Raw genomic sequence first — 24,950 nt, forward strand, 5'->3', positions numbered from 1 at the left:
TGTAACATTTTTTATAGCTCTTTATGTTATTTGTTCTGGAGTGCTGCAACGCCGGGAAGGGTTTTGCCTTCTACAAGTTCAAGTGAAGCACCTCCACCCGTGGAAATATGCGACATTTTATTAGCAAGTCCTGCCTTATTTACGGCAGAAACGCTATCGCCTCCGCCAATAACGGTACATGCATCGTTTAAGCCAGCAATAGTTTGAGCTAAAGCAAAGGTGCCTTTTGCAAAATTAGGCATTTCAAAAACTCCCACAGGACCGTTCCAAAAAACAGTTTTAGCTGTGGAGAGTACTTTGTTGAATAGCTCTATTGACTTCGGTCCTATATCAAAGCCTTTCCAATCACCCGAAATACTGACATCAGAAGTTATTTCCGTAGTAGCATCAGAACTCATTTTTTTGGCAACAACATGGTCTATAGGAAGGTATATCCCTGAACCTTTGGACTCTGCTTTAGCGATTATGATCTTAGCCGTATCAAGCATATCATCTTCTACCAGAGATGCCCCGGTAGCGATACCTTTGGCTTTTAGGAACGTATAAGCCATTGAACCGCCGATGATCAGTGCATCAGCTTTGTTTAGCAGGCTTTCGAGAACTGCAAGCTTGGATGAAACTTTAGCTCCCCCAATGATAGCGACGAAGGGTTTTGCCGCATCATTTACAACTTTCTCCTGAAGATATACCAGTTCTTTTTCCATCAGAAATCCTGCAACTGCCGGAAGATATTGTGCGATAGTCTCTGTTGAGGCATGAGCTCTGTGAGCAGTTCCGAATGCATCATTTACATAAATGTCAGCGTAGGACGCCAGCTCCTTTGCCATTTTTTCTCGTTCAGATGCTTCCTTACTGGTTTCTTCCTTGTAGAAACGGGTATTTTCCAGCATGAGAACTTCGCCATCCTTGAGTGAATCTGCTTTGGCTTTGGTTTCTTCTCCTAAACAGCTAGACGCAAACTGAACAGGTTTTCCCAACAATTTTGAAAAATAATCTGCTACAGGAGCTAATTTGTGTTTGCCAGCTAAATATGCCTCCTCATCAAAGGTCTTGCCCTCGGCTGCAGCTTTGTCACGGGCTTTCTGGCTATCTTTTTTTGGATCGCCGAGATGACTCATTAGGATAAGCCCGGTTACATTTCGGTCCAAAATATACTTGATTGTGGGCAGAGCCGCCTTGATTCGGGTATCGTCTTGAACAATACCATCTTTCATGGGTACGTTAAAGTCGACTCGCATAATAATTTTTTTACCCGTCAAGCTAATATCCTTGACTGTTTTTTTCGATATACTCATGTATAACCTCCTTAATTATTTATTAGTTTGCTCAAAAAACACAAACCGCTTTCGAGGCCTATGTTTCAAAATGTAAGCTATATGAATAGTATCAATAATTTTCCATATGGTCAAATATAGAAGGCTGTGTTTTATGTAGCTCTATAAATTTTGGGACGTAAAAAAAGAACTGGTTATAAATTTTTATAAGCAGAATTAGTTTTATATGTGGGTTTAATAGATAAAAATATTTTAATGTAAAGTGAACTTGACATACCAATAGAATTGTATTATATTAATAGTGTAAAGCTAACTTTACATACCTAAAGTAGAAAGGAGCATATATGATTGAAAAACAAAATAAAGGATTTAAGGGAGCAATGTGGTTTTACTCAGCAATATCTTGCAGACAAAGTAAATGTGTCAAGGCAAACAATTATATCTTTGGAAAATGGAAAATATAATCCATCCATTTTTCTAGCATATAAAATTGCAAAAGTTTTTAAATTGACAATTGAAGATATCTTTGTATTTGAGGAGGAGTTATTATGAGTATTGAAAAGTATATAAAGAAAGAACTTCTATTTTCACAGTTATTTATAATTATAGGACTAATAGCAGCAATAACGGGGTTTATATTTGGATACCAGAAAGAGCTTATGACTGGTTTAACAGCAGGGTTTCTTCCTACAGGAATAGGGGTAATGGTACTATATAAATATGCTAGGAAAAAGCCCGAAATGAAAAAGAATATTGAGCTCGAGAATGAGGAGAGAAATATTTTTATTAATACAAAGGCAGGTCATTCCGCATTCTGGGTTTCATATTGGTATATATTTGTAGCAGTCATTTTGTATAATATAATAAAAATAACCCTTCTTAAATTTCTAACTGTAACTTTATTCTTTATGGCTATTATGTATTTCACATTTGTTTTCATCTATCATAAAAAATATTGATTTCACTTGAAGTGCATATTTCTGCAATCCTGACACCTTGTCGTATACGTTAGTTTTATCCAGGGTTTCATTTTTTTAATAAATAAGACGTACTATAGCTTTAGTTAAAGCACTATTTGTTCAAAAACTTAAAAACTGTCCGACAATCAAAAAATCTCTGTTTATAAAAGGTATTTTGAGTGCAGGATGATAGTTTTACATATAAGCGGTCAAGCTCCAAAAACAGCTTATATGCTTGAGGAGACAGTAAATTTTACAGATTTTTTATATTCTCGGCATATTTATCGTAGAAGTCTTTATATTCAGTGGAGTCTTTATACTCATTGCTCAAACATGGATTCCGTTCATTATACACGATAATATAAAGCATTCCATATTGTTAGAATCATCGTTATTAGAAAATTAACAAGTGCGGACAGGTGTAACCCTACACGCACTTGTTTGATGCAAAAACAACAAAATTATATTTGTTATTTGAACTTAAATACTTCTTCAATGATATCTAAATTTTCATCTATAGTTCTCTTTCCATCTACAACCAATGTTGAATATCCGAGTTTCAATGCTTCTTTTAACACCGTGTCCGCAAACAGGTAATCCCTTTTCATCCAGTTTTCAAAAGCAAGTTCCTTGTTGCTGCATCCCTCTAAATATTGCATAACCCACGGCCTTTGTGAATACTTTTCATACTGAAATTCATTTGTCGGAACAATACATATGTAATTTGACTTTCCTACTCCACTTTTACTCATTAAATTCGGCAAAAATGCTGCACCTTCTGTTATGATTGGAACATCATTGTTCAGCTTATTTAAATCCTCCAGAATAAATTCAAACATTTCGTTATAAATATATTGTTCTTCAAGGTTTTGAACCTCCGGCTCCCTTAGCCATATTTTATCTAATGACATCTCTGATATTTTAGATAATAAAGGTTTTCCCAGCTTTGCACCTTTATTAATATAAACCTCTAATAAGTCGTCTACTTTGAAATATTGAAAGTTATATTTCTTGGCTATCAATTCCGCAACTGTACTTTTCCCACAGCAAGGGGAACCTCCGATATAATATATTTGTCTCATATACTTCTCCTAATTTTAATGCTTACTGTATCTATATTGTACTATTAATACAAATATAATAAAAACACAAGTTTTTTTGCTCTTGACACCTTATAGTGATGTGTATATACTGTATATGTAACAACAATAACAGTAGTAACAATAATAACATTTAGAGTCGCAAAAGTAATAAGCAGGAGGGAAAATTGAAAATCATAATTTCCAATACATCTGGGGTACCCATATACGAACAGATAAAAGAACAGATAAAAAGTTCAATCCTGTCGGGTGAAATTGAAGAAAACCAATTGTTGCCGTCATTGAGACAGCTTGCAAAGGAGCTGAAAATCAGCGTGCTTACGACGACCAGAGCATACACTGAGTTGGAGCAGGAGGGCTATGTCACCAACGTACAGGGCAAAGGGTGCTATGTGCTGGGGAGAGGCTCTGAACTGATTCGGGAACAGCTTTTAAGGGATATAGAGGAAAATCTGTCTGCTGCCATAAAGTCTGCCAGAAGGGCGGAAGTATCAGAAGAGGATCTTGTTAAAATGCTGAAAATTCTTATGGAGGATGAGGGATATGAATAATGATATAGAAATAAGAAATCTATGTAAAAACTTTGATAGTTTTAAACTAAGCAATATCAGCTTTTCTTTACCCCAAGGATATATTATGGGTCTGGTAGGGCCTAACGGTGCCGGGAAAACCACTACTATCAAGCTTATGCTCAACATGATACAAAAAACATCCGGAGATATAAAGATTCTGGGATTGGATAGTGTTGCTGAACAGTACAGGATTAAGGAAAGTATAGGTGCAGTATTTGACACGAACTATTTTGTTCAGGATTGGACTGTAAAAGAAGTTGAGCGCTATGTAGGTATGTTTTACAGTACTTGGGATTCATCTAAGTATAAATCCTTTATAAGCAAATTTGGACTTAGCCCTGATAAAAAGGTAAAAGACCTGTCAAGAGGAATGCAGATGAAGCTGATGATATCGTGTGCATTATCCCACGATGCAAGGCTTTTGATCCTCGACGAACCAACAAGCGGACTGGATCCGGTAGCAAGAGACGAGCTTCTTGATATAATGACAGAGTTCATAGAAGACGGCAAAAGAAGTATATTATTTTCCACACATATAACATCAGACCTTGATAAGATTGCTGATTACATTACTTTTATTAATCAGGGGTCCCTATTTTACACAGGAACCAAGGATGAATTTATTGACGGCTTCAGAATAGTAAAGGGCGGTAAAAATGATATTACCACTGAACAGGAAAGTAAAATGATTGGAATAAGGAAATATTCCACAGGTTTTGAGGGTTTAATTAAAACCGAGGACTTAAGGTTTTACGGAAACCTAGCCTGTGAACCTGTTTCCATTGACGATATAATTGTTTTTACAAACAGAGGGGGTAGAGGCAATGACTAACATTTTAAAGATTGCAAAACTGGATTTTGCATTAATAAAGCCTTATATAAAAATTATACTAATTGCACTGGTGTCTCCGTTAATAATAATGTTTACCATGAAGGATGTAATTTCAGGTACTCTATTCTGTATGTGTATGATGGCAATGACCTCGGGATATACCTTCTCAGTTGCCGAAAAGAATGACCTTGGGAGACTTTACGGTCTTCTTCCCATAAGCCGAAATGATATTGTTAGCGGCAAGTACTTTTTTATAATTATAGAAGGAATAATTTTGAATTTGATAGGAGTATCCGCAAACGCTATGATATTGACTATATTAAAGGTTAATTTTACATCCAGCGATATTTTAATCGGGATTAGCATAGGCCTTATAACTTACTCTTTCTTTACTTCAATACAGTTGCCGTTTTTCTTTAAATATGGAGGTATAAAGGGAAGATTCTTTTCATTTATTCCTTTTCTAGGGATTTTCTCAATAAGTGAAGTAGCAAAAAGAATGAGTCCTGATAAGCTGGCAGAACTGTCCTCTATAGCAATACTAAATAATCCGTATGGATTGCTTGTAATCAGTATTTTGTTTGGTATACTGGTGTACTGTATATCAGTAGGGATATCACAAAAAATATTCTGCAGGTTGGAATAAAATAAAACGCCGGGCTGCATCTACTTATAGAATAATTGTTACTGCAACCCGGGCAAAAGGATGTATAGCAAAAGTAGAAGCACAGGGCTCCGTCCAAAAGGGCGAGTCCGACTGATACACCTCTCTTATGCTTATGAATTAGCATAACTTAAAATTATGACTATTTTATTGAAATTTTGTGAAGAAATTATGTCAGGAAAAAAGCTTGAAACCATTTGGGTTTACGTGTACAATATTACATGTATTCCGTGGAGAAGTACCCAAGTGGTTGAAGGGTCCGCACTCGAAATGCGGTAGGCGGTTAATAGCCGTGCAAGAGTTCAAATCTCTTCTTCTCCGCCACAAAAGCACGCATAATTTTGTACAATACAAAAGGTGCGTGCTTTCTTTATGAAGAAATACACTGGCCTTGAAGTGAAACCCCAAATCATTAAACTTGCAAACTATTTGTAAAAAACATCATAAATTAATCATATATCATAAAAAAACTGAAATTTTGAGATTATTTTCCTTCATTTTTATTGACATATTTATCCTAATAGTATATTATTTTGTTGCGAACAATGGCGTTCACAAAACAGTATCGTTACTGTTTTGTGAACGTTTTTTGTTTCAAAACTTAATAAAAATATTTTACAAAGGGGTAGAATAATGAAAAAAGGTTTATTTGTTCTTTTGTCAGGTTTTATTTTAACTCTGTTTATGCCTTTTAGTGCTTTTGCAAGCGCCAACGAAGCAGTTGATGGCATAAGGCAGGTTCAGCAGTACAACTTTTCAATCAATATTTTAGCAATGTTATTGGTAGGTTTTGGATTTCTAATGGTATTTGTTAAAAAATACGGCTACAGTGCAACAACCGGAACATATTTGGTTGTTGGTGCCGGAATTCCTCTTTACCTGTTGCTAAGGTATACAGGAGCCCTTTCTTTAGAATCAGTTAATCCTCAAACAATCAAAGGTTTATTATTGGCGGAATTTGCAGTTGCAGCCGCACTTATTTCAATGGGTGCAGTGCTTGGAAGACTCCGTCTCTATCAATATGCCCTCATTTCGGTATTTCTTGTTCCTATTTATATGATTAATGAATGGCTGGTTCTGGATGGAGGCCTTGGAATAACAAAGGGCTTTGTGGATGCAGCAGGTTCTATAGTTATCCATGCGTTTGGTGCATATTTCGGATTGGGCCTTGCTATAGCACTGACGAAACAAAAACATATGGACCATCCTATTGAAAGCGATGCTTCCTCAGACAGGTTCTCCATGCTGGGCTCAATGGTGCTTTGGATATTTTGGCCCAGCTTCTGCAGTGCCATAGTACCTACGGAACAATTTGAGCAAACAGTAGTTAATACTGTTCTTGCCCTGTGTGGAGCAACAGTGATTACATATTTATTCAGTGCATTATTCAGAAAAGGAAAGCCTGCTATTGCTGATATTGCAAACGCCAGCCTTGCGGGAGGGGTAGCAATAGGAGCAACCTGTAATTTGGTAAGTGCACCGATTGCCTTTTTGATAGGACTTTTAGCCGGAGCAATATGTGTTGTAGGGTACACTGTAATACAGCCTAAACTGCAAAAGCTTTTAAAGATGGTAGATACATGTGGGGTTCACAATCTGCATGGTATGCCTGGTTTGCTGGGCGGAATAATTGCAATATTTATTGTGCCTGAGGCAGCTAAAGCACAGGTAGCCGGTATCGTATTTACTGTTGTACTGGCATTTGTGGGAGGTATCATATCCGGAAACATAATTCGCCTGACAGGTTCCAAGGAAGCAGTATACGAAGATGCGGATGAATTTGAAGAAGCTGCATAAGTAATCTTACAAAAAAAGAATATGCCATACGGTTATTTAACGTATGTCATATTCTTTTTGAAGTTTGCGCATGTAACGCATATGAAATTAAGACCTTCCTATCTGGACTATTTTGGGTGGTAAGCCAAATTAAAAAATATAGCAAACCTGACTAAATGATTTCTAAAATACACAATATTTAATACATTCACAAAGTTATATTAAAGTAGAATGAATAGTTTAAAATGAATTTACGTCGATCAAGTGAAAATAAAATCGGGATTATACAAAACTGAGGTATAAATTTTTATATTCTAACTTGAGTCTTTTTTCATCCAGCTTTGTCTAGATGTCATAACCAAGGATGCTTCAGCTGGATTATGCGACAGCTGCAAATGTTTCAACAACTGACCGCCCGACGATAATACACTCTGCAATATGGGGTTCTAATGATCACCTTATCCTTCTTTAATATTTTACTACAAAAGCTATGCCTACCTTGATGTGAAAAAAATAACATAGTTGATTACATATAAAATACGATTAATTCTTACCACCCAAAATAATCCAGATAAAGAAAATCATATATCATAGCTAATCTAAATACCTGCAAATGAGAAATTACAAATACAGTCCATAATTGTATGTCTTGTTTACAGTTTCCACTGATACACCATTTATCACAGCTTGATAAGTAGTAACCAACCTGTATGAGTATCCGTGATCTACAGCACATGTTCTGCTTAAAGCACCATAGTAAGTATAAGAGATTTCTGTAAATGTCTCCTGAGTAACCCAACTGTTATTTTGATATTTCTGAAGCTTTGCTTCAATAATTACTTCTGTTACGTTTGTAGTTGCTCTAACGGATGAAGAACAAGTTGCAATACCATCGGATATACTTACATTTTCCGATGTAGAACTTATATACAGACTTAAAGGCTGAGCTCCTATTTCCATGTCGTCTGATGCATATGCTGAACTAGCTGACAAAGGTATCACCAGACAAAATGCACAGAGCAACACAATAAAATATTTATGAAAACCGTATTTCATAAAACAACCCCCCTCTCTCATTTACATATATAACGAATAAAAGAGGGCATTTGTGACACATAAATGTAATTTTTTTAAAAAATTATTTTATTTTGACATTATGTACAATTTTTAATGCAACATCATAATCTATATTTCCTGTTAAGTTCCAAATTTGATGTCTTTTATTATCAAAAACTGCAATATTTACACCGGTACTTTTTTCTGAAATTACAGTTTTCAGGCCTTGTATTTTAGTTTCGGTTACTTTTGCATTTTCAGTATCCATTGAAAAATTTATTCCCTTTCTGTAATATTCCAGCGTAAAAGCAAAACTATGGCCTGAATTATCCTTATAGGCCTCTGTTTTTATATTTGCAGCTATCTGTGTATCTTCCAAAGTATAATTTTCGGGAACATAATTCAATCTAAAATCATTGGTGGTTACCTGAATTTCGTTGCTATCTGACCTTATAATGAAGTCGGTCATCTCATTATAAACGTTAACAATAAAGGTAATCACCGGTTCACGGATTGCAGGAACACTCATCGCACACGTTAAAATAGTAATGATGATAACTATGGGAATGAGAATCCGTTTTCTGAAACTATTAATAGGTAAAAACTCTTCATGTGACCTGAGGATCAGCTTTTTACGTTTTGTATAGCTTCTTGAGAACTTGTGCGAAGGGTACGTATATCGATCCAATTCAGATGATAAATTTTTTTGGGTATCTTTTGCAACAGATATCAAAACGTCCTGCAACGTCTTTGTTGAACTCATTTATTTTCCTCCTCAATTATTTTTCTGATGGCCTTTTTAGCCCGACTTAGACGTTGTCGTACAGCGTCGCCCGAAATACATAGGACATCTGCGATTTCATTGTTTGACAAATCATATAAATGCTTTAGCATAACAATGTCCAGATACTCCTTATTCAACTTATTAAGTTTCATCTTCAGTTCGTTAAAACTTTCGTCAGCAATAATATGATCTAGAGGTAATTCGCCTGTATCAGCCTCCTCGGGCAGCTCAGTCTTTTCATTTGTAAACTGTTTGTCTCGCTTGCGATAAATATCTATGGCCGTGCTTTTGATAATAATAACGATTAAAGCCCTTGTTTTGTGACATTTAATATCTGAAATATCAGGAATATAATTTATAATCTTTAACAGTGCATCATGTACAGCGTCCTCTGCAAGATAGCGATCCCTGAGAATACTGAATGCAACATTGTACATTGCACTCTCATAATATGTATAAAGAGCAGTAAATTTATTTCTCTCGTCTTCTGTCTCCAGAACTGATAGAAAGAATTCCAGCAAAATAATCCCTCCAATTTACTTGTTAAAATGTGAATAAGCATACTAAATTTACAATATTTTAGTAATTTTTACAATGTTAAAATTCATATATCTTTTATTGACATATTACATATTATGGTGTAATATGTAACGAGCTTTAAAAATGGGTGAAAATTACATTAAGGCATAACAATGAGGACAATTTATGAAAAGGAGTTTTTTATTATTTTTTGCTGCCGTTATCATTTCAGCACTATGTGCTTGCGAATCAGTATCAAATTCTAAAGACAATTCATTAGCATCATCATCCGCAATAACTACACATGACAGTTTAATAGACGATAACATACCAAGCGTAGATTCAGACATAAAAAAATCACATAAAACAAGCGTGGAAAACGAGGATTGGATAATAGTAGATAAAAGCGTAACCGTAAAAGGTTTGGATTATATTGTAAATGCATATAAAAAATGCGACAAATCAGAACTATTTGAAGCCGACGAAGGAAGAACTTTTTTGCTGATTGATATTACCGTAAAAAATAATTCAAAGAAAACAGCAGCTATAAGTTCAGAAACAATGTTCGATCTTACAGACAGGTTTGGAACATCCTATAATAATACGTCGCTGGGAGCTCTTTCTTGTCTTGATGATGAAAATATGGAACAACTGGACAGGCATTTAGCGGCATCTTCTGAGTTCAGGGGAGGCATTGCATTTGAAATACCAAAAGTCACAAAAGGCTTGAGACTGATTATTCAAGGGCCCGCAGGAGATGGTCGTTCTCCGGTAATACTCTACTAGATTTTAAGCATATTACCCCTAAAGCTATTTTAAATAGATGCTGGTATATAATTATAATATGATATATTATGGATTCTAAAAGGCATCTATATAGCAATCAAGGAGGGGTTTTTGTGCGTAAAACCAGATATAGGAACAGACGCAGAAAGTTTTTAACAATATTTATAGTAATTTTTATGGCAGCCTTAACAGTTGTGTCAGGGTATGCAGCTCTGCTTTACAGTCGTGATAACCACTACAACCGTGGGAGCGACGATAAAGATATGGGGGTAGATACCTCTTATCAAACCAATACTGCGACAACATCTACATCTACACCCGCTAATACTTCAGGGGAACCTGTTCAAGAAAGTGATAAACTTAAGGAACAGATTATGAGTATGAGCCTGGATGAAAAAATCGGTCAGATGGTGATAGTTGGTATAGATGGATATGTGGCAGATGAACATGCAAGGCAAATGATTGAAGAAAATAATGTGGGAGGATTTATCCTCTTTAAAAGTAATATACAGAATTCCAACCAGATGCTTGGATTGTTGAATTCGTTAAAAAGTATAAATCGGGCAAACAAGGTACCTTTATTTCTTTCAGTAGATGAAGAGGGAGGAAGAGTTTCCAGACTCCCCGACGAATTTCTTAAAATTCCTTCAAATAAAACCATCGGTAAACTCAATAACAGTTCTGTGTCACACCAAGTGGGCAGTATAATTGGTGAAGAACTTAAATCCTTTGGAATGAACATGGATTTTGCACCTGTCCTTGACATTAACAGCAATCCAAAGAATCCAGTTATAGGTGACAGATCTTTCGGAACAGCTCCGGATTTGGTGAGTAAACTTGGAATTCAGACCATGCAGGGCTTGCAGTCACAAAACATTATTCCCGTTGTAAAGCATTTTCCCGGTCATGGTGATACGTCGACGGATTCACATGTGGGACTTCCAAGGGTTAATAATGATTTAAAAAGGCTTAGAAACTTTGAGTTAAGACCTTTTGCTGATGCAATAGAAAATGGGGCGGAGGCAGTAATGGTAGCACATATACTGTTACCCAAAATAGATCCTGAAAACCCGGCGTCTTTCTCCAGAACCATCATTTCTGACATACTTAGAACAGAGATGAATTATGATGGGGTTGTTATTACAGATGATTTTACAATGGGGGCAATAGTAAAGAACTATAATATCGGTCAGGCGGCAGTAAAGTCTATACTTGCGGGAAGTGATATAGTCCTAGTGTGCCATGATTATGATAAACAGAAGGCAGTAATTTCTGCTCTGAAAAATGCCGCTCAGTCGGGACAGTTGCCTTTGGACCGGATTGACCAGAGTGTTACAAGGATACTGCGGCTAAAGCAGGAACACGAAATTACTGATGATCCTGCAAATGCAGTAGATCCTAAGTCCATAAATGACAAAATCAGAGCTTTGCTAAAATAGCATATTTTGTAATTTATTGTTTAAAAAAGTACTTTAAATGAATACCCCCGTCTGATATAATAACTATGCTTGTTTAACATATTAAAGGAGGAAAGTTGATGGGGGTTGAAACAACCAAAATATTTATTGCTATGTGCTCTTACATGGTATTGGTTATTGGTATTGGGATTTATTTTGCAAAGCGTGCTAATGAGAGCAGTGAGAACTATTTTATAGGTGGAAGGTCACTGGGGCCGTGGGTGGCTGCCATGAGTGCGGAAGCTTCGGATATGAGCGGATGGCTCTTGATGGGTCTGCCGGGAGTAGCATATTGGTGTGGACTGAGTGATGCCATATGGACGGCAATAGGTCTGGGAGTGGGAACGTACATAAACTGGCTGCTTGTAGCAAAAAGGCTCCGAAGATATTCAACCGTAGCAGGGGATTCGATTACAATTCCAGACTATTTCAGTAACAGATTTAAGGAAAAAAGAAAAGTACTTATGACTATAGCAGCGCTGTTTATACTGGTGTTCTTTACCGTTTATGCATCAAGCTGCTTTGTTACTGTTGGTAAACTTTTCAGTACCTTATTTGGACTAAAATATCAGTACATGATGATTGCGGGAGCGGCATTTGTTATTATATATACCTTTTTGGGGGGATTTCTTGCGGAAAGTGTATCAGACTTTATGCAGGGAGTAGTTATGATATTTGCCCTGTGCACTATTCTGGTAGTGGGAGTACGTGCCGCAGGCGGTATCTCGGGTGTTCTTGACAATGTAAGACAAATACCCGGCTTTTTAGATTTCTTTGGGATTGCTCAGCCTGAAACAGTCAATGGTATTCAGCAGTTGGGAAGTGCCGGAAATCCTTTGTTTGGTAATGCGGGGAAATACGGTTTCCTTACTATAATATCAACTCTGTCATGGGGATTGGGTTATTTCGGGGTACCTCAGGTATTGCTTAGATTTATGGCTATCAGAAAAGTTGATGAACTTGGAAAATCAAGAAGGATTGCCACTGTTTGGTGTGTAATATCTTTGTTTGCGGCAGTTGCAATAGGTATTATAGGTAGAAGCCTGTATCCTACAGAATTACTGACAAAGAGTGCATCCGAGAGTATATTCATAGTATTGTCCTCTAATTTGCTCCCTGCATTGATAGCAGGTATAGTTATGGCGGGTATTCTTGCAGCTACCATAAGTTCGTCAGATTCCTACCTGCTTATAGCAGCTTCGGCTTTCTCAAAAAATATTTACCAGGGAATTATGAAAAAGGAGGCCAACGACAAGCAGGTTATGCTGGTTTCACGTATCACACTTGTGTTGGTTGCACTCATAGGAGTAATCATTGCATTGGACGAAAACAGTATCATATTTAAGGTTGTTGCATTCGCATGGGCAGGGTTTGGTGCAACCTTTGGCCCAATTATGCTATTTTCACTGTTCTGGAAGAGAACAACAAGAGCAGGTGCCATCGCTGGAATGCTCACAGGCGGAGGAATGGTTTTTGTATGGTCACTGCTTATAAAGCCATTAGGCGGGATTTTTGGTATCTATGAACTGTTTCCGGCATTCGTTCTGTCCTGTATTGCCATCGTACTGTTTTCAGTTGTGTCAGGTGCACCCTCAAAAGAAATTCAGGATGATTTTGAACGTGCAAAGACATTGGAATGCTAAAAAACCTCAATTGATTTACTTATATTGTTGTTTACGTAAAAGAGACCGCTCTTATTCAAATAGACGGTCTTTTTTTATATAACTCACTCATTCGCATATACTCTTATTTTATGATATCCTGTTAGGGACAAATTAATTAATAGCCGGAGGAACTGTACATTGGACGGAAAAAGAGATGAGAACACAAATTGGTGTCAATCCGTAGGAGGAATCGTACTAAAGGGAAATGAAGTACTCCTGGTTCGACATACATATGGAGCAGGTAAGGGAAAACTTATTATTCCCGGCGGATATGTTAAAATCAACGAAACACCCCAGGAAGCATTATGCAGAGAGGTTTTAGAGGAAACTACCGTTGTCGCAAAACTATCTGGGCTGGTAGGTGTACGTTTTAACTTAAAAGACTGGTACGCAGTGTTCCTGATGGATTATGTTGAAGGAACGCCAAATTCAGATAATAGAGAAAACAGCGAGGCTTTATTTATGGATATAAACGAGGCGGTAAAATCTCCTGATGTACCCGACTTGACAAGAGTAATCCTGAAAGGGGTTATAGAAAACAAAGATAATGCATTTGAAAATAAGCCTTTTGTTTCTCGTGAAAAACATGGAGAATACTCATTTTATGGGATTTAATTAAATTTTACCGGAGATAGGAACGACGCACAGCAGCGTTGTTCTTTTTTTATCTTAATATTTTATGCCTAAATCTGTACAAACTACAGGGTAAAATTGTATAATTAAGAAAGTTAAGTAATATTTGTATTAATTTAAATCCTACTCTTAAACACTCTTCGTTTATCGATATAATTCCAGCCGGAAGCTCAAATTTTAAGAAAATTTAATTTGTAATGGAGGTATTATCATGAGGAAAAAATTCCTTAAAACAACCAGTTTCATGCTAATCACGTCACTGCTGTTGTCACTATTTGTTTATGCTCCGACAACTGCAGAAGCAGCGGCTTCGCCACGTGCGGGAGGCGCATTTTACAATTATGGCGAAGCTATGCAGAAGTCAATTCTTTTTTACAAGGCCAATCGTCTTGGTGATTTACCCGACAACTATGTTCTGCCCTACAGAGGTGATGCAGCAATGACGGACGGAAAGGATGTAGGTCTTGACCTGACCGGAGGATGGGCAGATGCCGGAGACGGAATAAAATTTACACATCCTATGTCATATGCAGCAGGACAATTGGAATGGGCTGTTTACGAATATCGTGATGCCTTTGAAAAGTCAGGGCAACTGGACGACATCCTCGATGAGATCAAGTGGGCTACGGACTTCTTTATTAAGGCACACCCAAGTCCGGATGTATTGTATTACATGTGCGGCTATGAAGAATCAGACCATTCTGTGTGGATACCCCACGAATTGCTGGATTATAAAACAGACAGAAAGTCATTCAAGGTTGACCCTACAACACCGGGTTCAGACGTAGCAGGCCAAACTGCGGCAGCATTGGCTATTGCTTCAATTATATTTGAGCCCACAGACCCCACATATGCAGAAACCTGTCTTACACATGCAAAGCAGCTGTTTAAATTTGCTGATACATATAGAGGTAAAAATCCTCTGAAAACACTGTATCCTTCAGGAAGTTATGTGGATGACCTGGCATGGGGTGCAATATGGCTGTATATTAAAACACAGGATGCAACTTATCTGGATAAGGCAAAGTCAATCCTTCCCGCTACCATTTTAGGTGGGCAACATACGCACTGCTGGGATGACGTAAGCTACGGTGCAGCTCTAAAGATAGCACAGGCAGGCCATGATGAGAGTTACGCTGCAATGGTTGAAAAGAATCTTGATTATTGGATGCCGGGGACAGGAATAAAATACACTCCCGGAGGACTTGCGTGGCTTTCACAATGGGGCTCCCTTCGTTATGCAACAACTGCGGCATTTTTAGCATTTGTTTGGTCTGATGATAAAACAATAGGAACTGCTTCCAAAAAGCAGACCTATCACGATTTTGCAGAAAGACAGGTAAACTATGCACTTGGAGATAATCCCCGCGGAGGCAGCTACGAAGTAGGATTTGGGGAAAATGCACCTGAGCATCCTCACCACAGAACTGCACATGGTTCATGGACAAGCATGCTTAACGTCCCAACTTTCCATAGACATATTCTCTACGGAGCATTGGTAGGAGGCCCTTCCTCAGACGACAGCTGGAAGGACGATATCAAAGATTATACATTGAATGAAGTAGCAACAGACTATAATGCCGGCTTTGTAGGCTGTCTGGCTAAAATGTACGGTATGTACGGAGGAAACCCACTGGTAAACTGGCCGAAGCCTGAGAATTTCAGATCACCTCAGGATAACCTGACAGAATATTTTACAAGGGGTTGGATTATATATGAGGGCTATGGCAAGCTGAAAGTTATGTTCCAGATAAATAATCGCTCAGCGTGGCCTGCAACCATGAAGGACAAGATGTCCACCCGTTATTTTATGGATTTATCAGAAATATTTGAAGCCGGGGGTACAGTAAATGACGTACAATTAACCCTTGAGGACAGTCAGGGTGCAAAACTTGTCGGACTCAAGCAATACAAGGATAATATATATTACTTTACAGTAGATTTTACAGGTACACAGATAATGCCCGCGGAGTGGGAAATGTGTGAAAAAGATGCAACCGTACAGATTGAATACAAAAATGCCGCAGGTTCCAATGAAAATGACTGGTCATACCAAAACCTAAGCGGTCCGCCGGACTTTGATGCAGTATCCTTTGCAGGAATGTCCAAATACATACCCGTATATGACAACGGTAAGCTTCTTTGGGGAGAAGAACCCGCAGGAGGAGCACCTGAGATAAAGTACGGAGACATAAACAATGATGGAAACATTGATGCAATAGATTTTGCCCTGCTCAAAAAAATACTTATGGGTGACACATCAGGCAACGTCAACTTGGCTGCCGCTGACTTCAACAAGGATGGCGATATAAATGCCATTGATTATGCGGCGTTAAAGAGCTATTTACAGCGCGGCTATTAATAATGAATAAAAGGGTTGTTGCGAATAGAAAGTTTTTCTATTTTAACACCGTACTCCCGTATAAAATTATATCAATGATTGCTTCCAAGATATTTGCAAGAATTTTTAGCGGCTCATCATAGGATATTTTACCGTCGCTCACATTCATCATCCATGATTCATTGTGTCGCTAATACCTACATCGTGTAGGTATTACGGTAAAATATCCATGTTCGCCGACAAACATCTTCAAATATCTTTAACCAAGCTTCCATTGATACAATTTATACTCGCGTACAGGTTTTGCGACAACCCATTATTCTATAAACCCTTTAATCAAATCAAAAGCCTTTCTTGCAGAATCCTTATGGTATTCCATAGAATAGGAATCGGCAAAGCCGTGATTTCCTTCCAACGTATGAACTTTAACGCCGGGTTTTTTTATACTGCTGACAAAATCCCTTACATTGAAGGCTTTCTCATGACTTGGAAAAAGAAGCAAGGCAGGGCAGGATGGAGAAATACCGGTATAATCTCGTATTCTTGAACCATAACAGCAGATAACGCCTGAAAAGAGTCCTGATTCACTGCAAAGCCATGCAGTAGTAGCGCCAATACTAAAGCCAATCAAAAAAATACGATTGTAGCTGCTCTCAAGTTGCTTTGCCAGGTTAATAACAATATCAGTTCCTTTGCAAAAACCTATATTGTCAGAGAAATACCTATAGGCAGCCTCCTGTTCACTATAATCAAATGGATGTCCCAAACCACACAAATCAGGACACACAACGTCACAGCCGTACAAAGCAAATCTATTGGCAGTATCTGTTATAAAGCGGTTGACTCCGTAAATTTCATGTATAAGAATTATTAAATCTTTCGAATTATTAATTATACTTAACATAATTCCTCGCCCGGTTTTATTTTTATACTAATATAATATTACTACAGAATTTATTGACACTCAAAAGAACAAAAAGTAAACTAAAGATAAAATACAAAATCTGGGAGAGATTACATGGGAAAAAATTCAGAAAAGGCCCAGCAGTTGTTTAAAGATGGATATAACTGTTCCCAGGCCGTCTTTGGAGCTTTTAGCGATGAAATCGGTATAGAATTGAAAAGTGCTTTGAGGATAGCATCATCCTTCGGGGGTGGAATGGGAAGGCTTAGGGAGGTCTGCGGTGCTGTAAGCGGTATGTTCATGGTTGCGGGTATAATCTACGGATATGATGAACCCAAGGATAATGAAGCAAAAAAAGAACATTACAAGCTCATACAGGAGCTTGCCCGAAGGTTTACAAACATCAACGGGACAATAGTGTGCAGGGAACTGCTTGGACTGGGAACGGGGCCTGACAACCCTACTCCTGAGACAAGAACAGAGAGCTATTATAAAAAACGTCCCTGTGCGGAATATGTAAAGTGTGCTGCTGAGATAATGGAACAATACATAAGTCAGAAAAAAGCAGAGGCTGTATCGGAATAGCGCCTCTGCTTTTCAACTTTACTATCTAAATGTATTATCTACTCTTAAAGCTCGTGCAGAGTTGAGAATTGCTATTACAGATACACCAACGTCTGCAAATACCGCCTCCCAAAGGTTTGATACGCCGAAGGCACCCATTACCAAAACAATAGCCTTAACCCCGAGAGCAAAAACTATATTCTGATTAACTATCCGAAGGGTTTTTTTAGAAATAGCAATAGCAGTGGCTATTTTGGAAGGCTCATCATTCATAATAACCACGTCAGCTGCTTCTATAGCAGCGTCAGAGCCAAGTCCCCCCATAGCAATACCTACATCGGCTCTTGAAAGCACAGGGGCATCATTTATACCGTCCCCTGCAAAAGCCAAATTGCCTTTTGGTGATTTTTCCGCAAGGAGCTTTTCGACCTTTTCAACCTTGTCAACGGGAAGAAGTTCAGTGTACACCTCATCAAGCCCTAGAGTTTCGGCAACTGCTTCACCAACATCCTTTGCGTCCCCCGTGAGCATTACGGTTTTATGTATTCCACATGCTTTAAGCTTTGCGATGGCAGATGCCGAGTCTTCCTTTATTTCATCTGATATAACTATATATCCTGCGTAAACCCCGTGTACCGTTACATGTACAACTGTTCCGACTGTTTTATTCTTTATATACTCAGCACCTATTTTTTCCATTAGCTTGGAATTACCCGCATATACTGTTTTCCCGTCAACAACTGCTTTAACACCGTGACCGGGTATTTCTTCAACATCTGTAATTCTGGAATTATCAATTTCCGATTCAAAAGCATTTTTCAAAGACTGAGAAATAGGGTGGTTTGAATAGCTTTCAGCATGGGCGGTAAGCTCCAATAATTCAGTATCTGAAATACCTACGGGATTAATCTCTGTAACCTTAAAAGTTCCTTTTGTAAGTGTTCCTGTTTTATCAAAAACAACCAGCTCTGTAGCTGCAAGAGCTTCCAGATAGTTGCCGCCCTTTATGAGAATCCCCAGTTTTGAGGCTCCGCCAATACCTCCGAAGAAGCCCAAAGGAATAGAAATTACAAGAGCGCAGGGACAGGAAACAACCAGAAAAGTTAATGCCCTGTATATCCAGTCACTGAAGGTTGCTTCCGGAACAAGGAGCGGTGGCAAAACTGCAAGAATGACTGCCACTATAACAACAACGGGAGTGTAATACCTTGCAAATCTGGTGATGAAATTCTCACGTTTTGCTTTTTTGCTGCTTGCATTTTCCACCAAGTCAAGAATTTTGGAAACAGTGGACTCACCAAACTCTTTAGCAACTTCAATTGTAAGAAGTCCGTTAAGATTTATACATCCGCTTAGAACCTCGCTGCCGATATTAATTTCCCTTGGAACAGATTCGCCTGTTAATGCAGAGGTATCAACCAATGAATGGCCTTCTATGACTTTACCGTCAAGTGGTATCTTTTCACCGGCTTTAACAACTATAATTTCATTTATTGCAACTTCCTCAGGGTCTACCGTAACAAGCTCTCCGTTACGCTTAACATTTGCATAATCAGGGCGGATATCCATTAATGAAGATATGGATTTCCTTGAACGGTTAACGGCATAATCCTGAAACATTTCTCCAACCTGATAAAAAAGCATTACGGAAACAGCTTCGGGGTACTCTCCCACAAAAAACGCACCGACTGTTGCAATACTCATTAAAAAATTCTCATCAAATATCTGGCCGTGCATAATATTCCTGATTGCTCTCCAGAGAACATCTCCGCCGATAATAAAGTAGGCTGCAAGAAAAAATGCAAGATTCATATAGGACGGAAATGATACCACCACCGCAATTATCAGAACCAAAGTTCCTGCACCTATACGGATAATTTCCTTTTTAGCTTTATTCATAAAAATCTCCTTGTAAATTAAAGTCACCTATATTACATCTTTACAGTACAATCAGGCTCAATTTTCTTTATGATTTTTTGTACTGAGGTCATGATATCGTCAAAACTTTCATCAACTGCATCTATAGTAAGTTTTTGCATCATAAAGTTAACAGTGGCACTATTAACACCCTCCAACTTACTGATCTCTCTTTCCATTTTTGAAGCACAGTTTGCACAGCCTAAATCGTTAAGTCTATAATTCTTTTTCATACTAAATATCCCCCTATTTGTTATTACTCAAATTATTCTTCAATATGTTCAAAACCCTGGTCAATTATTGTTCTTACATGTGAATCAGACAATGAATAAAAAATAGTCTTTCCGTCACGTCTTGATTTAACCAGTTTTGCCTGTTTTAATATACGCAACTGGTGAGAAATAGCTGACTGACTCATGTTCAGCAGTTGGGCAATATCACAAACACACATTTCTGCCTGAAAAAGAACATACAAAATTTTGATTCTTGTGGTATCACCGAAAATTTTAAATAGTTCCGCAAGATCATATAACTGGGTTTCTTCGGGCAAATGTGACAGTACCTGATCTATTACATCCTTATGAAGACATATATAGTCACAGTGTTCAATATCCTTTTCTATATTCATAAAACCTTCCTTTCTTAATACAAATTAAATGCATTACTTACATACGTTCATATGAATGATTGTTCATATATAATAATATACCTGGATATTTAGAAAGTCAACCAGAAATTTTCAAGAATAAACCAATTATTTTACATAAAAGTTTTTAGCAATTAAGCTGTACAAGCCCCAAATGAAATTTAGTTGCATATTATGCAATAAAAAGTTAATTTGGAGTGATTTTTTTGGCTAAATTTAATATCGGAGATATTGTTATCAGAAGGTCTTATGGAGGAGACATACTTTTTAGGGTAGTAAACATAAAAACAAACTTTAACGGATTAGAATCGTATGTACTAAGAGGTCTGTCATACAGAATCGAAGCTGATTCACAGGGAGATGACCTTGTTAAGCAGGATGCAAGGATAGCATATACCAGGGCAATAAATGAACTTGATCAGGTAAAAAAAAGCATTAATTGTTGCAGACCTGTATTCAAATCATTTCTATCGAGAATTAAGCACAGGCCGGGTAGAATACTGCATATAGATTCGGCCGAGGATTTTATGAACCAATGTTTGGACTTTTATAAGAAAAGTAAAATCAGCTGTTCCGGTAAATGGGTAAGTGAAAACAGGCAGCCTTCAGTAGTAAAGCAATATCTGGAGGCATACAATCCGGATATACTGGTGCTAACGGGACATGACGGTTTGAAAAAAGGTGCAAGTAATTATCAATCCTTGGATAGCTACGCCAATTCATCATACTTCATTGAATCAGTAAAAATTGCCAGAGCATATGAGCCCGATCCTGATAAGTTGTGTATCTTTGCAGGAGCATGTCAGTCATACTTTGAGGCAATTATGCAAGCGGGAGCCAATTTTGCCAGCTCACCCAAAAGAATTCTGATAAATGCATTAGATCCGGCAATTGTTGCACAGAAAGTATCTGTTACAGACAGTTCGGTTATACTTTCATCTAATTCGGTAATAGAACTGACAATAACAGGAAGTGCCGGTATAGGGGGAAAAGATACAAGAGGGCAGATGAGATAAATTGTCAAGCACAGTCCAATTATTATATATAGTAAAAAAGAGTTTGCATATTAATATCAGCAGACTCTTTTTCTATGCATAAAAAAAATGCCCGGCGCAAAGCCGGAGCATTTTTAGGGGGTTAAAATGTATTTTGTGGGGTCAGTTATAGTTATTGCCTTATTTACATTTTCTTATACATTTCTTTAAAAATAAAAAAGAATATATATATTCTAAAAAGTGTTCATGATATAATACTTAAAATAATACTAATTTTTACATGTAAATACATTTTAAAAATGTGAGGGATAGTTTGTGAAAAAAAGAATATTAGCCATACTGCTTATTTTTGCATTTGTTTCTGTTTCATTTATGGGAGTTGATGCAAAAGGTGCTCGTTCTTTCGGCAGAAGCAGCAAATCGTTTTCAAAATCTTTCAGCAGTCATAAGAGTTCTTCATCAAGGAGTTCTGGTATTTTTAGCTCGTCAAAGGCGAAAAGCAGCACTTCGAAAAGTAGCACTTCAAAAAGCAGCTCAAGAAGTGTACCGGGTTCAAAATCCTATACCGGGTCATCAAGTAAAAAAGCCAATACTTCTGGGTTTACTGCGAAAGCGTCGTCAAAAAAGAAATCCTATATGCAGGATACTTACAAGAGTCAGGTTTCGAGTAAAAATTACAAAACTTATAAGCAAAAACTCAATAGCCAACAGCAAAAGGTTTATAATGATTCCATGAAAAGAAGCTATGGCTCAAGTTCAAGGAAAATGAATTTTGAGGATGCAATGAGAACCCGGACATCCAGAATAAATGTTTTCAACAACAGGCCTATATTTATCAATGTAAACAGATCTATGTTCGGAAGTCCTTTTTCTTACGGATATGCGTATGTAGGCCCGTGGGATTTGTGGTTTTTGATGAGGGCATCGGATCTGTTCTGGTATCATCATTGGAATGAAATTTCACCTTATAGGAATTATTTTGACCAGAATCAGTATCAACAATTGGAAAACAGGGTAGACCAGTTGGAGAAACAGGGAGTACAGAGAGAACCTAATTATATGGAAGAAGGGGTTGACCCGGATTTACAGCTTTCACAGCAATATCAGGAGCAGAATCCTGATAACGTATACTACACAGACAAGTATCCTACAAATTCATCAAGAAATACCGGGGCGGTTGTAGTAGTAATCATAATAACATCGGTAGCACTGATAATCATAATAAGAAAGCTGTCAAAGCCAAAGTCTAAAAACTCACGCCACAGCAGAATATATTAGAATTTTTTAAACTTTAAATGGAATAGGACGTGATGGTCGATGTTCGGTTTCAAAAAAAAAGATGGTCAGGATATACTAAATCCATTGAATATCAATAAAAACTCAATGGTTGAATTTAAACTCAAGGAACTTGAAGAACAGGGATTTTTTACTTTCGGTAAAATTATACACATGGATGTAGGTCAAAGGCCTTTTACCAGATACCTTGTTTATTCCAGATCAGAAGAGACGGAGTATATTTTTGAGGTGTACAAGGGTGAAGAGGAAGGCCAGTTTGAAACATACCTTTACTTTCTGGATGATACAGTTCCGTTCTCAGAAGAATTTTTGGAAGTTGTGGGTCAGAAGTGTATAACCACTCCTGACGGTACAGAGTACGAAAGGTGTACAATGCCGGAAAATGATTATAGGATAGACGGGGTACAGGGCTCTATAAAGGTTTTTGACCTGAATTCGGAAAAAATTGAGTACGAATCGGAAGTTGAGGTATGGGACTATCAACGTGATGCCGAAGGGATTACAGAGTATCTTAACATAGAAATGCTTAAAACAAACGGGATGTTCAGAATTTTTATAGGACAGAGGTTTGAAGGGTCATTATACAAAATTTACCAAGGAATGGAAGAAAAATAGCTTTTAGGGGGATAATAGGATGTTTGAATACTTTAGTTTTTTCTTGAAAGACTTGTCATTTAGTTTTGTTATATTAACGGTAGGTTTTATATTGGGGTGGGTTATTTATAATAATCTGGTTCTTAGAGATGTCTCACTTAAAGATGCACTGTTTAATAAGGATAATTTTGCGGCATGGATAGAGTTTATCGGGGCTTTTGTATTTCCGGTGCTTTATCTGTCGTCACATGCCATAAAGGGGGCTGCCAGCGATAATGTATTTGTTGATTTGGCAGTTTGTATCGGATACACGGTTTTTTATGTAGTAATACTGACAATATTAAGACTTCTGTCCAAATCAATAGTAAGTCTGATAAATGCTGAAGACGGTCACGGCAAGGTGTGCCTGAATAAAGAAATATGCGAGCAGAAAAACATTGGTGCAGCCTTGTTTTCCGTTACTCTTTCAGTTATATTCGTATCTATTATAAAGTACATAGATTTTATAGATATAATTGAAGGGATTGGAGCATCCATACTAATAAAGGTTCTGCTGTTTATATTATTTGTTTTAGTTGCAATGGTGTGTTACAGCATGGTTTTGAGGAGAAAGACCACTCTGTTTAAGGAAATATTTATAGACAATAATGCAGCTGCCGGTATAGGACTTTTGGGGTTTGTTTTTGCGGTACAAACAATTATTACAGGAATAATTGATGCATATACAACTGACTTTGATTTAATTACAGTAGCCTTGGTAATTGCTGTTTGTCTTGTGATATACGGTATATTATCCGTATTGTTCAAAAAGATTTTTACAGCTATAGTAAAGGTGGATGTGTGGAATGAAATATACGAACAGAATAATGTGGGAGCAGCAATGGGACAGGCTGCACTTTACGTTGGAATTGCAATGATAATAGTAAATTTCATAATGTAAAAATAAACATTTTAGCAGGGGGACAAAGTAAGCAAAATACATTCACACATTGTTAATATTTGTTATACAATTTTAATAATCAGTTATAGAAATTAGTGGTATAATACTAAGTGTAAAGCCATTAAAAGCTTTTTCATTTTGTTCCTCCTTTAAACATATTGATTTTATTTTTTGTTACATAGGGCACCCATTTATCAGGAATTATTATAAATTATATACTGAGGTGCTTTTTTTCTGTCCTAAAATAAAATAGATTTGCTTGAAATTTACTTACAATAAATACATAAATTGTAAAAATAATATCTCTTGATATGGGACAGTATTTAAGTTATAATGTTAAAAGTGCACTGAACTTATTTGGTTTATGGGTTCGGGAACACATTAAAAAAGCCAGTTTTGGCCGTACTAGACGGGGAGGCAGCGGTGCCCTGTACCTGCAATCCGCTATAGCAGGGTTGAATTCCCGTTTGAGGTTTTAGTGTGTAGTGCCTGCCCTTTACAAGTGGCAATGACAATTGGGTCTTGCGCAATAGAATTCTGTGAACCTCGTCAGGTCCGGAAGGAAGCAGCGATAAGCAGCAAATTCTGTGTGCCGCTGGGTTACCTGATTAGAGCTAACTGTAAAGGTAACGGCTATATGCTTCTATCGATAATGGGTGTACGGCCATTCAATTTAT

At 37.4% G+C, this 24,950-nt stretch carries 25 protein-coding genes, 1 tRNA gene and 1 other RNA gene; 18 read left to right on the forward strand and 9 right to left on the reverse strand.

Going from position 1 to position 24,950, the window contains the following annotated elements; translation table 11 throughout:
- Positions 1-26: 26 nt before the first annotated feature.
- A complete protein-coding gene (locus CLO1100_RS01155; RefSeq protein ID WP_014311932.1) occupies positions 27-1,295 on the reverse strand; it encodes a phosphoglycerate kinase in 1,269 nt (422 codons plus the stop codon).
- 327 nt (positions 1,296-1,622) lie between these two features.
- Between CLO1100_RS01155 and CLO1100_RS01160 the strand changes: the two genes are divergently transcribed.
- Both CLO1100_RS01160 and CLO1100_RS01165 read left to right on the forward strand, forming a co-directional pair.
- Positions 1,623-1,826: a helix-turn-helix transcriptional regulator gene (locus CLO1100_RS01160; protein WP_014311933.1), complete on the forward strand. Its 204-nt coding sequence runs from the start codon at positions 1,623-1,625 to the stop codon at positions 1,824-1,826.
- Positions 1,823-2,233, forward strand: coding sequence for a hypothetical protein (locus CLO1100_RS01165; RefSeq protein WP_014311934.1), 411 nt, complete (start codon positions 1,823-1,825; stop codon positions 2,231-2,233). The genes CLO1100_RS01160 and CLO1100_RS01165 overlap by 4 nt, the downstream gene beginning before the upstream one ends.
- Positions 2,234-2,703: 470 nt before the next feature.
- Here the strand turns inward: CLO1100_RS01165 and CLO1100_RS01170 are convergent, their stop codons facing one another.
- Complete coding sequence (locus tag CLO1100_RS01170) at positions 2,704-3,315, reverse strand: AAA family ATPase (protein ID WP_014311935.1); 612 nt, start codon at positions 3,313-3,315, stop codon at positions 2,704-2,706.
- A gap of 185 nt (positions 3,316-3,500) precedes the next feature.
- Here CLO1100_RS01170 and CLO1100_RS01175 point away from each other — a divergent pair, with 185 nt between their 5' ends.
- The 5 genes from CLO1100_RS01175 to CLO1100_RS01195 all read left to right on the forward strand — a co-directional run bounded on the left by CLO1100_RS01175 (position 3,501) and on the right by CLO1100_RS01195 (position 7,198).
- A complete protein-coding gene (locus CLO1100_RS01175; protein WP_014311936.1) occupies positions 3,501-3,884 on the forward strand; it encodes a GntR family transcriptional regulator in 384 nt (127 codons plus the stop codon).
- Positions 3,877-4,737 (forward strand): ABC transporter ATP-binding protein, encoded by an 861-nt coding sequence (locus CLO1100_RS01180; protein ID WP_014311937.1) that lies wholly within the window; start codon positions 3,877-3,879, stop codon positions 4,735-4,737. Before CLO1100_RS01175 ends, CLO1100_RS01180 begins: the two co-directional genes overlap by 8 nt.
- Complete coding sequence (locus CLO1100_RS01185) at positions 4,730-5,383, forward strand: ABC-2 transporter permease (RefSeq protein WP_014311938.1); 654 nt, start codon at positions 4,730-4,732, stop codon at positions 5,381-5,383. Before CLO1100_RS01180 ends, CLO1100_RS01185 begins: the two co-directional genes overlap by 8 nt.
- 250 nt (positions 5,384-5,633) lie before the next feature.
- Positions 5,634-5,725 (forward strand) — tRNA-Ser (locus CLO1100_RS01190).
- A gap of 309 nt (positions 5,726-6,034) precedes the next feature.
- Positions 6,035-7,198 carry an ammonium transporter gene (locus CLO1100_RS01195; RefSeq protein ID WP_014311939.1) on the forward strand — a complete coding sequence of 388 codons (1,164 nt, stop codon included), beginning with the start codon at positions 6,035-6,037 and terminating at the stop codon, positions 7,196-7,198.
- Positions 7,199-7,798: 600 nt separating this feature from the next.
- Here the strand turns inward: CLO1100_RS01195 and CLO1100_RS01200 are convergent.
- The 3 genes from CLO1100_RS01200 to CLO1100_RS01210 form a co-directional block, all read right to left on the reverse strand.
- The gene (locus tag CLO1100_RS01200) at positions 7,799-8,233 is read right to left on the reverse strand and encodes a hypothetical protein (protein ID WP_014311940.1); all 435 of its coding nucleotides are present in this window, start codon (positions 8,231-8,233) and stop codon (positions 7,799-7,801) included.
- 82 nt (positions 8,234-8,315) lie between these two features.
- Positions 8,316-8,996 (reverse strand): DUF4367 domain-containing protein, encoded by a 681-nt coding sequence (locus CLO1100_RS01205; RefSeq protein WP_014311941.1) that lies wholly within the window; start codon positions 8,994-8,996, stop codon positions 8,316-8,318.
- Positions 8,993-9,538: an RNA polymerase sigma factor gene (locus CLO1100_RS01210; RefSeq protein ID WP_014311942.1), complete on the reverse strand. Its 546-nt coding sequence runs from the start codon at positions 9,536-9,538 to the stop codon at positions 8,993-8,995. Before CLO1100_RS01210 ends, CLO1100_RS01205 begins: the two co-directional genes overlap by 4 nt.
- Before the next feature lie 184 nt (positions 9,539-9,722).
- On the opposite strand from CLO1100_RS01210, the gene CLO1100_RS01215 reads away from it, so the two are divergent.
- From CLO1100_RS01215 to CLO1100_RS01235, 5 genes are all read left to right on the forward strand, one after another.
- Positions 9,723-10,322, forward strand: a complete 600-nt coding sequence (locus CLO1100_RS01215) for a DUF4352 domain-containing protein (RefSeq protein WP_014311943.1) — start codon at positions 9,723-9,725, stop codon at positions 10,320-10,322.
- A 113-nt stretch (positions 10,323-10,435) separates the two neighbouring features.
- Positions 10,436-11,761, forward strand: a complete 1,326-nt coding sequence (gene nagZ, locus CLO1100_RS01220) for a beta-N-acetylhexosaminidase (protein ID WP_014311944.1) — start codon at positions 10,436-10,438, stop codon at positions 11,759-11,761.
- A gap of 98 nt (positions 11,762-11,859) precedes the next feature.
- On the forward strand, positions 11,860-13,422 hold the full coding sequence (gene putP, locus CLO1100_RS01225) for a sodium/proline symporter PutP (protein WP_014311945.1): 1,563 nt from the start codon (positions 11,860-11,862) through the stop codon (positions 13,420-13,422).
- A gap of 159 nt (positions 13,423-13,581) precedes the next feature.
- Positions 13,582-14,058, forward strand: coding sequence for an NUDIX hydrolase (locus tag CLO1100_RS01230; protein ID WP_014311946.1), 477 nt, complete (start codon positions 13,582-13,584; stop codon positions 14,056-14,058).
- Positions 14,059-14,287: 229 nt separating this feature from the next.
- Positions 14,288-16,438 (forward strand): glycoside hydrolase family 9 protein, encoded by a 2,151-nt coding sequence (locus CLO1100_RS01235; protein ID WP_014311947.1) that lies wholly within the window; start codon positions 14,288-14,290, stop codon positions 16,436-16,438.
- A gap of 295 nt (positions 16,439-16,733) precedes the next feature.
- Here CLO1100_RS01235 and CLO1100_RS01240 read toward each other — a convergent pair whose 3' ends face one another.
- A complete protein-coding gene (locus CLO1100_RS01240) occupies positions 16,734-17,321 on the reverse strand; it encodes a dienelactone hydrolase family protein (RefSeq protein ID WP_014311948.1) in 588 nt (195 codons plus the stop codon).
- Between the two features lie 114 nt (positions 17,322-17,435).
- Between CLO1100_RS01240 and CLO1100_RS01245 the strand changes: the two genes are divergently transcribed.
- Entirely contained in the window at positions 17,436-17,906 is a 471-nt protein-coding gene (locus tag CLO1100_RS01245; RefSeq protein WP_014311949.1) for a C-GCAxxG-C-C family protein, read from the forward strand.
- A 21-nt stretch (positions 17,907-17,927) separates the two neighbouring features.
- On the opposite strand, the gene CLO1100_RS01250 is transcribed toward CLO1100_RS01245, so the two are convergent.
- From CLO1100_RS01250 to CLO1100_RS01260, 3 genes are read right to left on the reverse strand one after another with little or no spacing between them, the layout of a single operon-like run.
- On the reverse strand, positions 17,928-19,784 hold the full coding sequence (locus CLO1100_RS01250) for a heavy metal translocating P-type ATPase (protein ID WP_014311950.1): 1,857 nt from the start codon (positions 19,782-19,784) through the stop codon (positions 17,928-17,930).
- A gap of 32 nt (positions 19,785-19,816) precedes the next feature.
- Entirely contained in the window at positions 19,817-20,035 is a 219-nt protein-coding gene (locus tag CLO1100_RS01255) for a heavy metal-associated domain-containing protein (protein WP_014311951.1), read from the reverse strand.
- A gap of 32 nt (positions 20,036-20,067) precedes the next feature.
- Positions 20,068-20,430, reverse strand: a complete 363-nt coding sequence (locus CLO1100_RS01260) for a metalloregulator ArsR/SmtB family transcription factor (RefSeq protein ID WP_014311952.1) — start codon at positions 20,428-20,430, stop codon at positions 20,068-20,070.
- A 224-nt stretch (positions 20,431-20,654) separates the two neighbouring features.
- Here CLO1100_RS01260 and yabG point away from each other — a divergent pair, with 224 nt between their 5' ends.
- The 5 genes from yabG (at position 20,655) to ffs (ending at position 24,937) form a co-directional block, all read left to right on the forward strand.
- Entirely contained in the window at positions 20,655-21,464 is an 810-nt protein-coding gene (gene yabG, locus CLO1100_RS01265) for a sporulation peptidase YabG (protein ID WP_014311953.1), read from the forward strand.
- A gap of 294 nt (positions 21,465-21,758) precedes the next feature.
- On the forward strand, positions 21,759-22,721 hold the full coding sequence (locus CLO1100_RS01270) for a hypothetical protein (RefSeq protein ID WP_014311954.1): 963 nt from the start codon (positions 21,759-21,761) through the stop codon (positions 22,719-22,721).
- Between the two features lie 39 nt (positions 22,722-22,760).
- On the forward strand, positions 22,761-23,354 hold the full coding sequence (locus CLO1100_RS01275) for a hypothetical protein (RefSeq protein WP_014311955.1): 594 nt from the start codon (positions 22,761-22,763) through the stop codon (positions 23,352-23,354).
- Between the two features lie 19 nt (positions 23,355-23,373).
- Entirely contained in the window at positions 23,374-24,273 is a 900-nt protein-coding gene (locus tag CLO1100_RS01280) for a DUF350 domain-containing protein (RefSeq protein WP_014311956.1), read from the forward strand.
- 400 nt (positions 24,274-24,673) lie between these two features.
- Positions 24,674-24,937, forward strand: an RNA gene (gene ffs / locus CLO1100_RS20125) — signal recognition particle sRNA large type.
- Positions 24,938-24,950 lie beyond the last annotated feature (13 nt).

Origin of the sequence: Clostridium sp. BNL1100 (assembly GCF_000244875.1) — a bacterium.
Lineage (GTDB): Bacteria > Bacillota > Clostridia > Acetivibrionales > DSM-1351 > Ruminiclostridium.

Coding starts and splice junctions, on each gene's coding strand:
- CLO1100_RS01260 (WP_014311952.1), bottom strand. CDS start 20,430: ATGAATATAGAAAAGGATATTGAACACTGTGACTATATATGTCTTCAT.
- CLO1100_RS01155 (WP_014311932.1), bottom strand. CDS start 1,295: ATGAGTATATCGAAAAAAACAGTCAAGGATATTAGCTTGACGGGTAAA.
- CLO1100_RS01180 (WP_014311937.1), top strand. CDS start 3,877: ATGAATAATGATATAGAAATAAGAAATCTATGTAAAAACTTTGATAGT.
- CLO1100_RS01170 (WP_014311935.1), bottom strand. CDS start 3,315: ATGAGACAAATATATTATATCGGAGGTTCCCCTTGCTGTGGGAAAAGT.
- CLO1100_RS01185 (WP_014311938.1), top strand. CDS start 4,730: ATGACTAACATTTTAAAGATTGCAAAACTGGATTTTGCATTAATAAAG.
- CLO1100_RS01200 (WP_014311940.1), bottom strand. CDS start 8,233: ATGAAATACGGTTTTCATAAATATTTTATTGTGTTGCTCTGTGCATTT.
- CLO1100_RS01250 (WP_014311950.1), bottom strand. CDS start 19,784: ATGAATAAAGCTAAAAAGGAAATTATCCGTATAGGTGCAGGAACTTTG.
- CLO1100_RS01245 (WP_014311949.1), top strand. CDS start 17,436: ATGGGAAAAAATTCAGAAAAGGCCCAGCAGTTGTTTAAAGATGGATAT.
- CLO1100_RS01255 (WP_014311951.1), bottom strand. CDS start 20,035: ATGAAAAAGAATTATAGACTTAACGATTTAGGCTGTGCAAACTGTGCT.
- CLO1100_RS01275 (WP_014311955.1), top strand. CDS start 22,761: ATGTTCGGTTTCAAAAAAAAAGATGGTCAGGATATACTAAATCCATTG.
- CLO1100_RS01280 (WP_014311956.1), top strand. CDS start 23,374: ATGTTTGAATACTTTAGTTTTTTCTTGAAAGACTTGTCATTTAGTTTT.
- CLO1100_RS01195 (WP_014311939.1), top strand. CDS start 6,035: ATGAAAAAAGGTTTATTTGTTCTTTTGTCAGGTTTTATTTTAACTCTG.
- CLO1100_RS01215 (WP_014311943.1), top strand. CDS start 9,723: ATGAAAAGGAGTTTTTTATTATTTTTTGCTGCCGTTATCATTTCAGCA.
- CLO1100_RS01240 (WP_014311948.1), bottom strand. CDS start 17,321: ATGTTAAGTATAATTAATAATTCGAAAGATTTAATAATTCTTATACAT.
- CLO1100_RS01235 (WP_014311947.1), top strand. CDS start 14,288: ATGAGGAAAAAATTCCTTAAAACAACCAGTTTCATGCTAATCACGTCA.
- putP (WP_014311945.1), top strand. CDS start 11,860: ATGGGGGTTGAAACAACCAAAATATTTATTGCTATGTGCTCTTACATG.
- CLO1100_RS01205 (WP_014311941.1), bottom strand. CDS start 8,996: ATGAGTTCAACAAAGACGTTGCAGGACGTTTTGATATCTGTTGCAAAA.
- CLO1100_RS01165 (WP_014311934.1), top strand. CDS start 1,823: ATGAGTATTGAAAAGTATATAAAGAAAGAACTTCTATTTTCACAGTTA.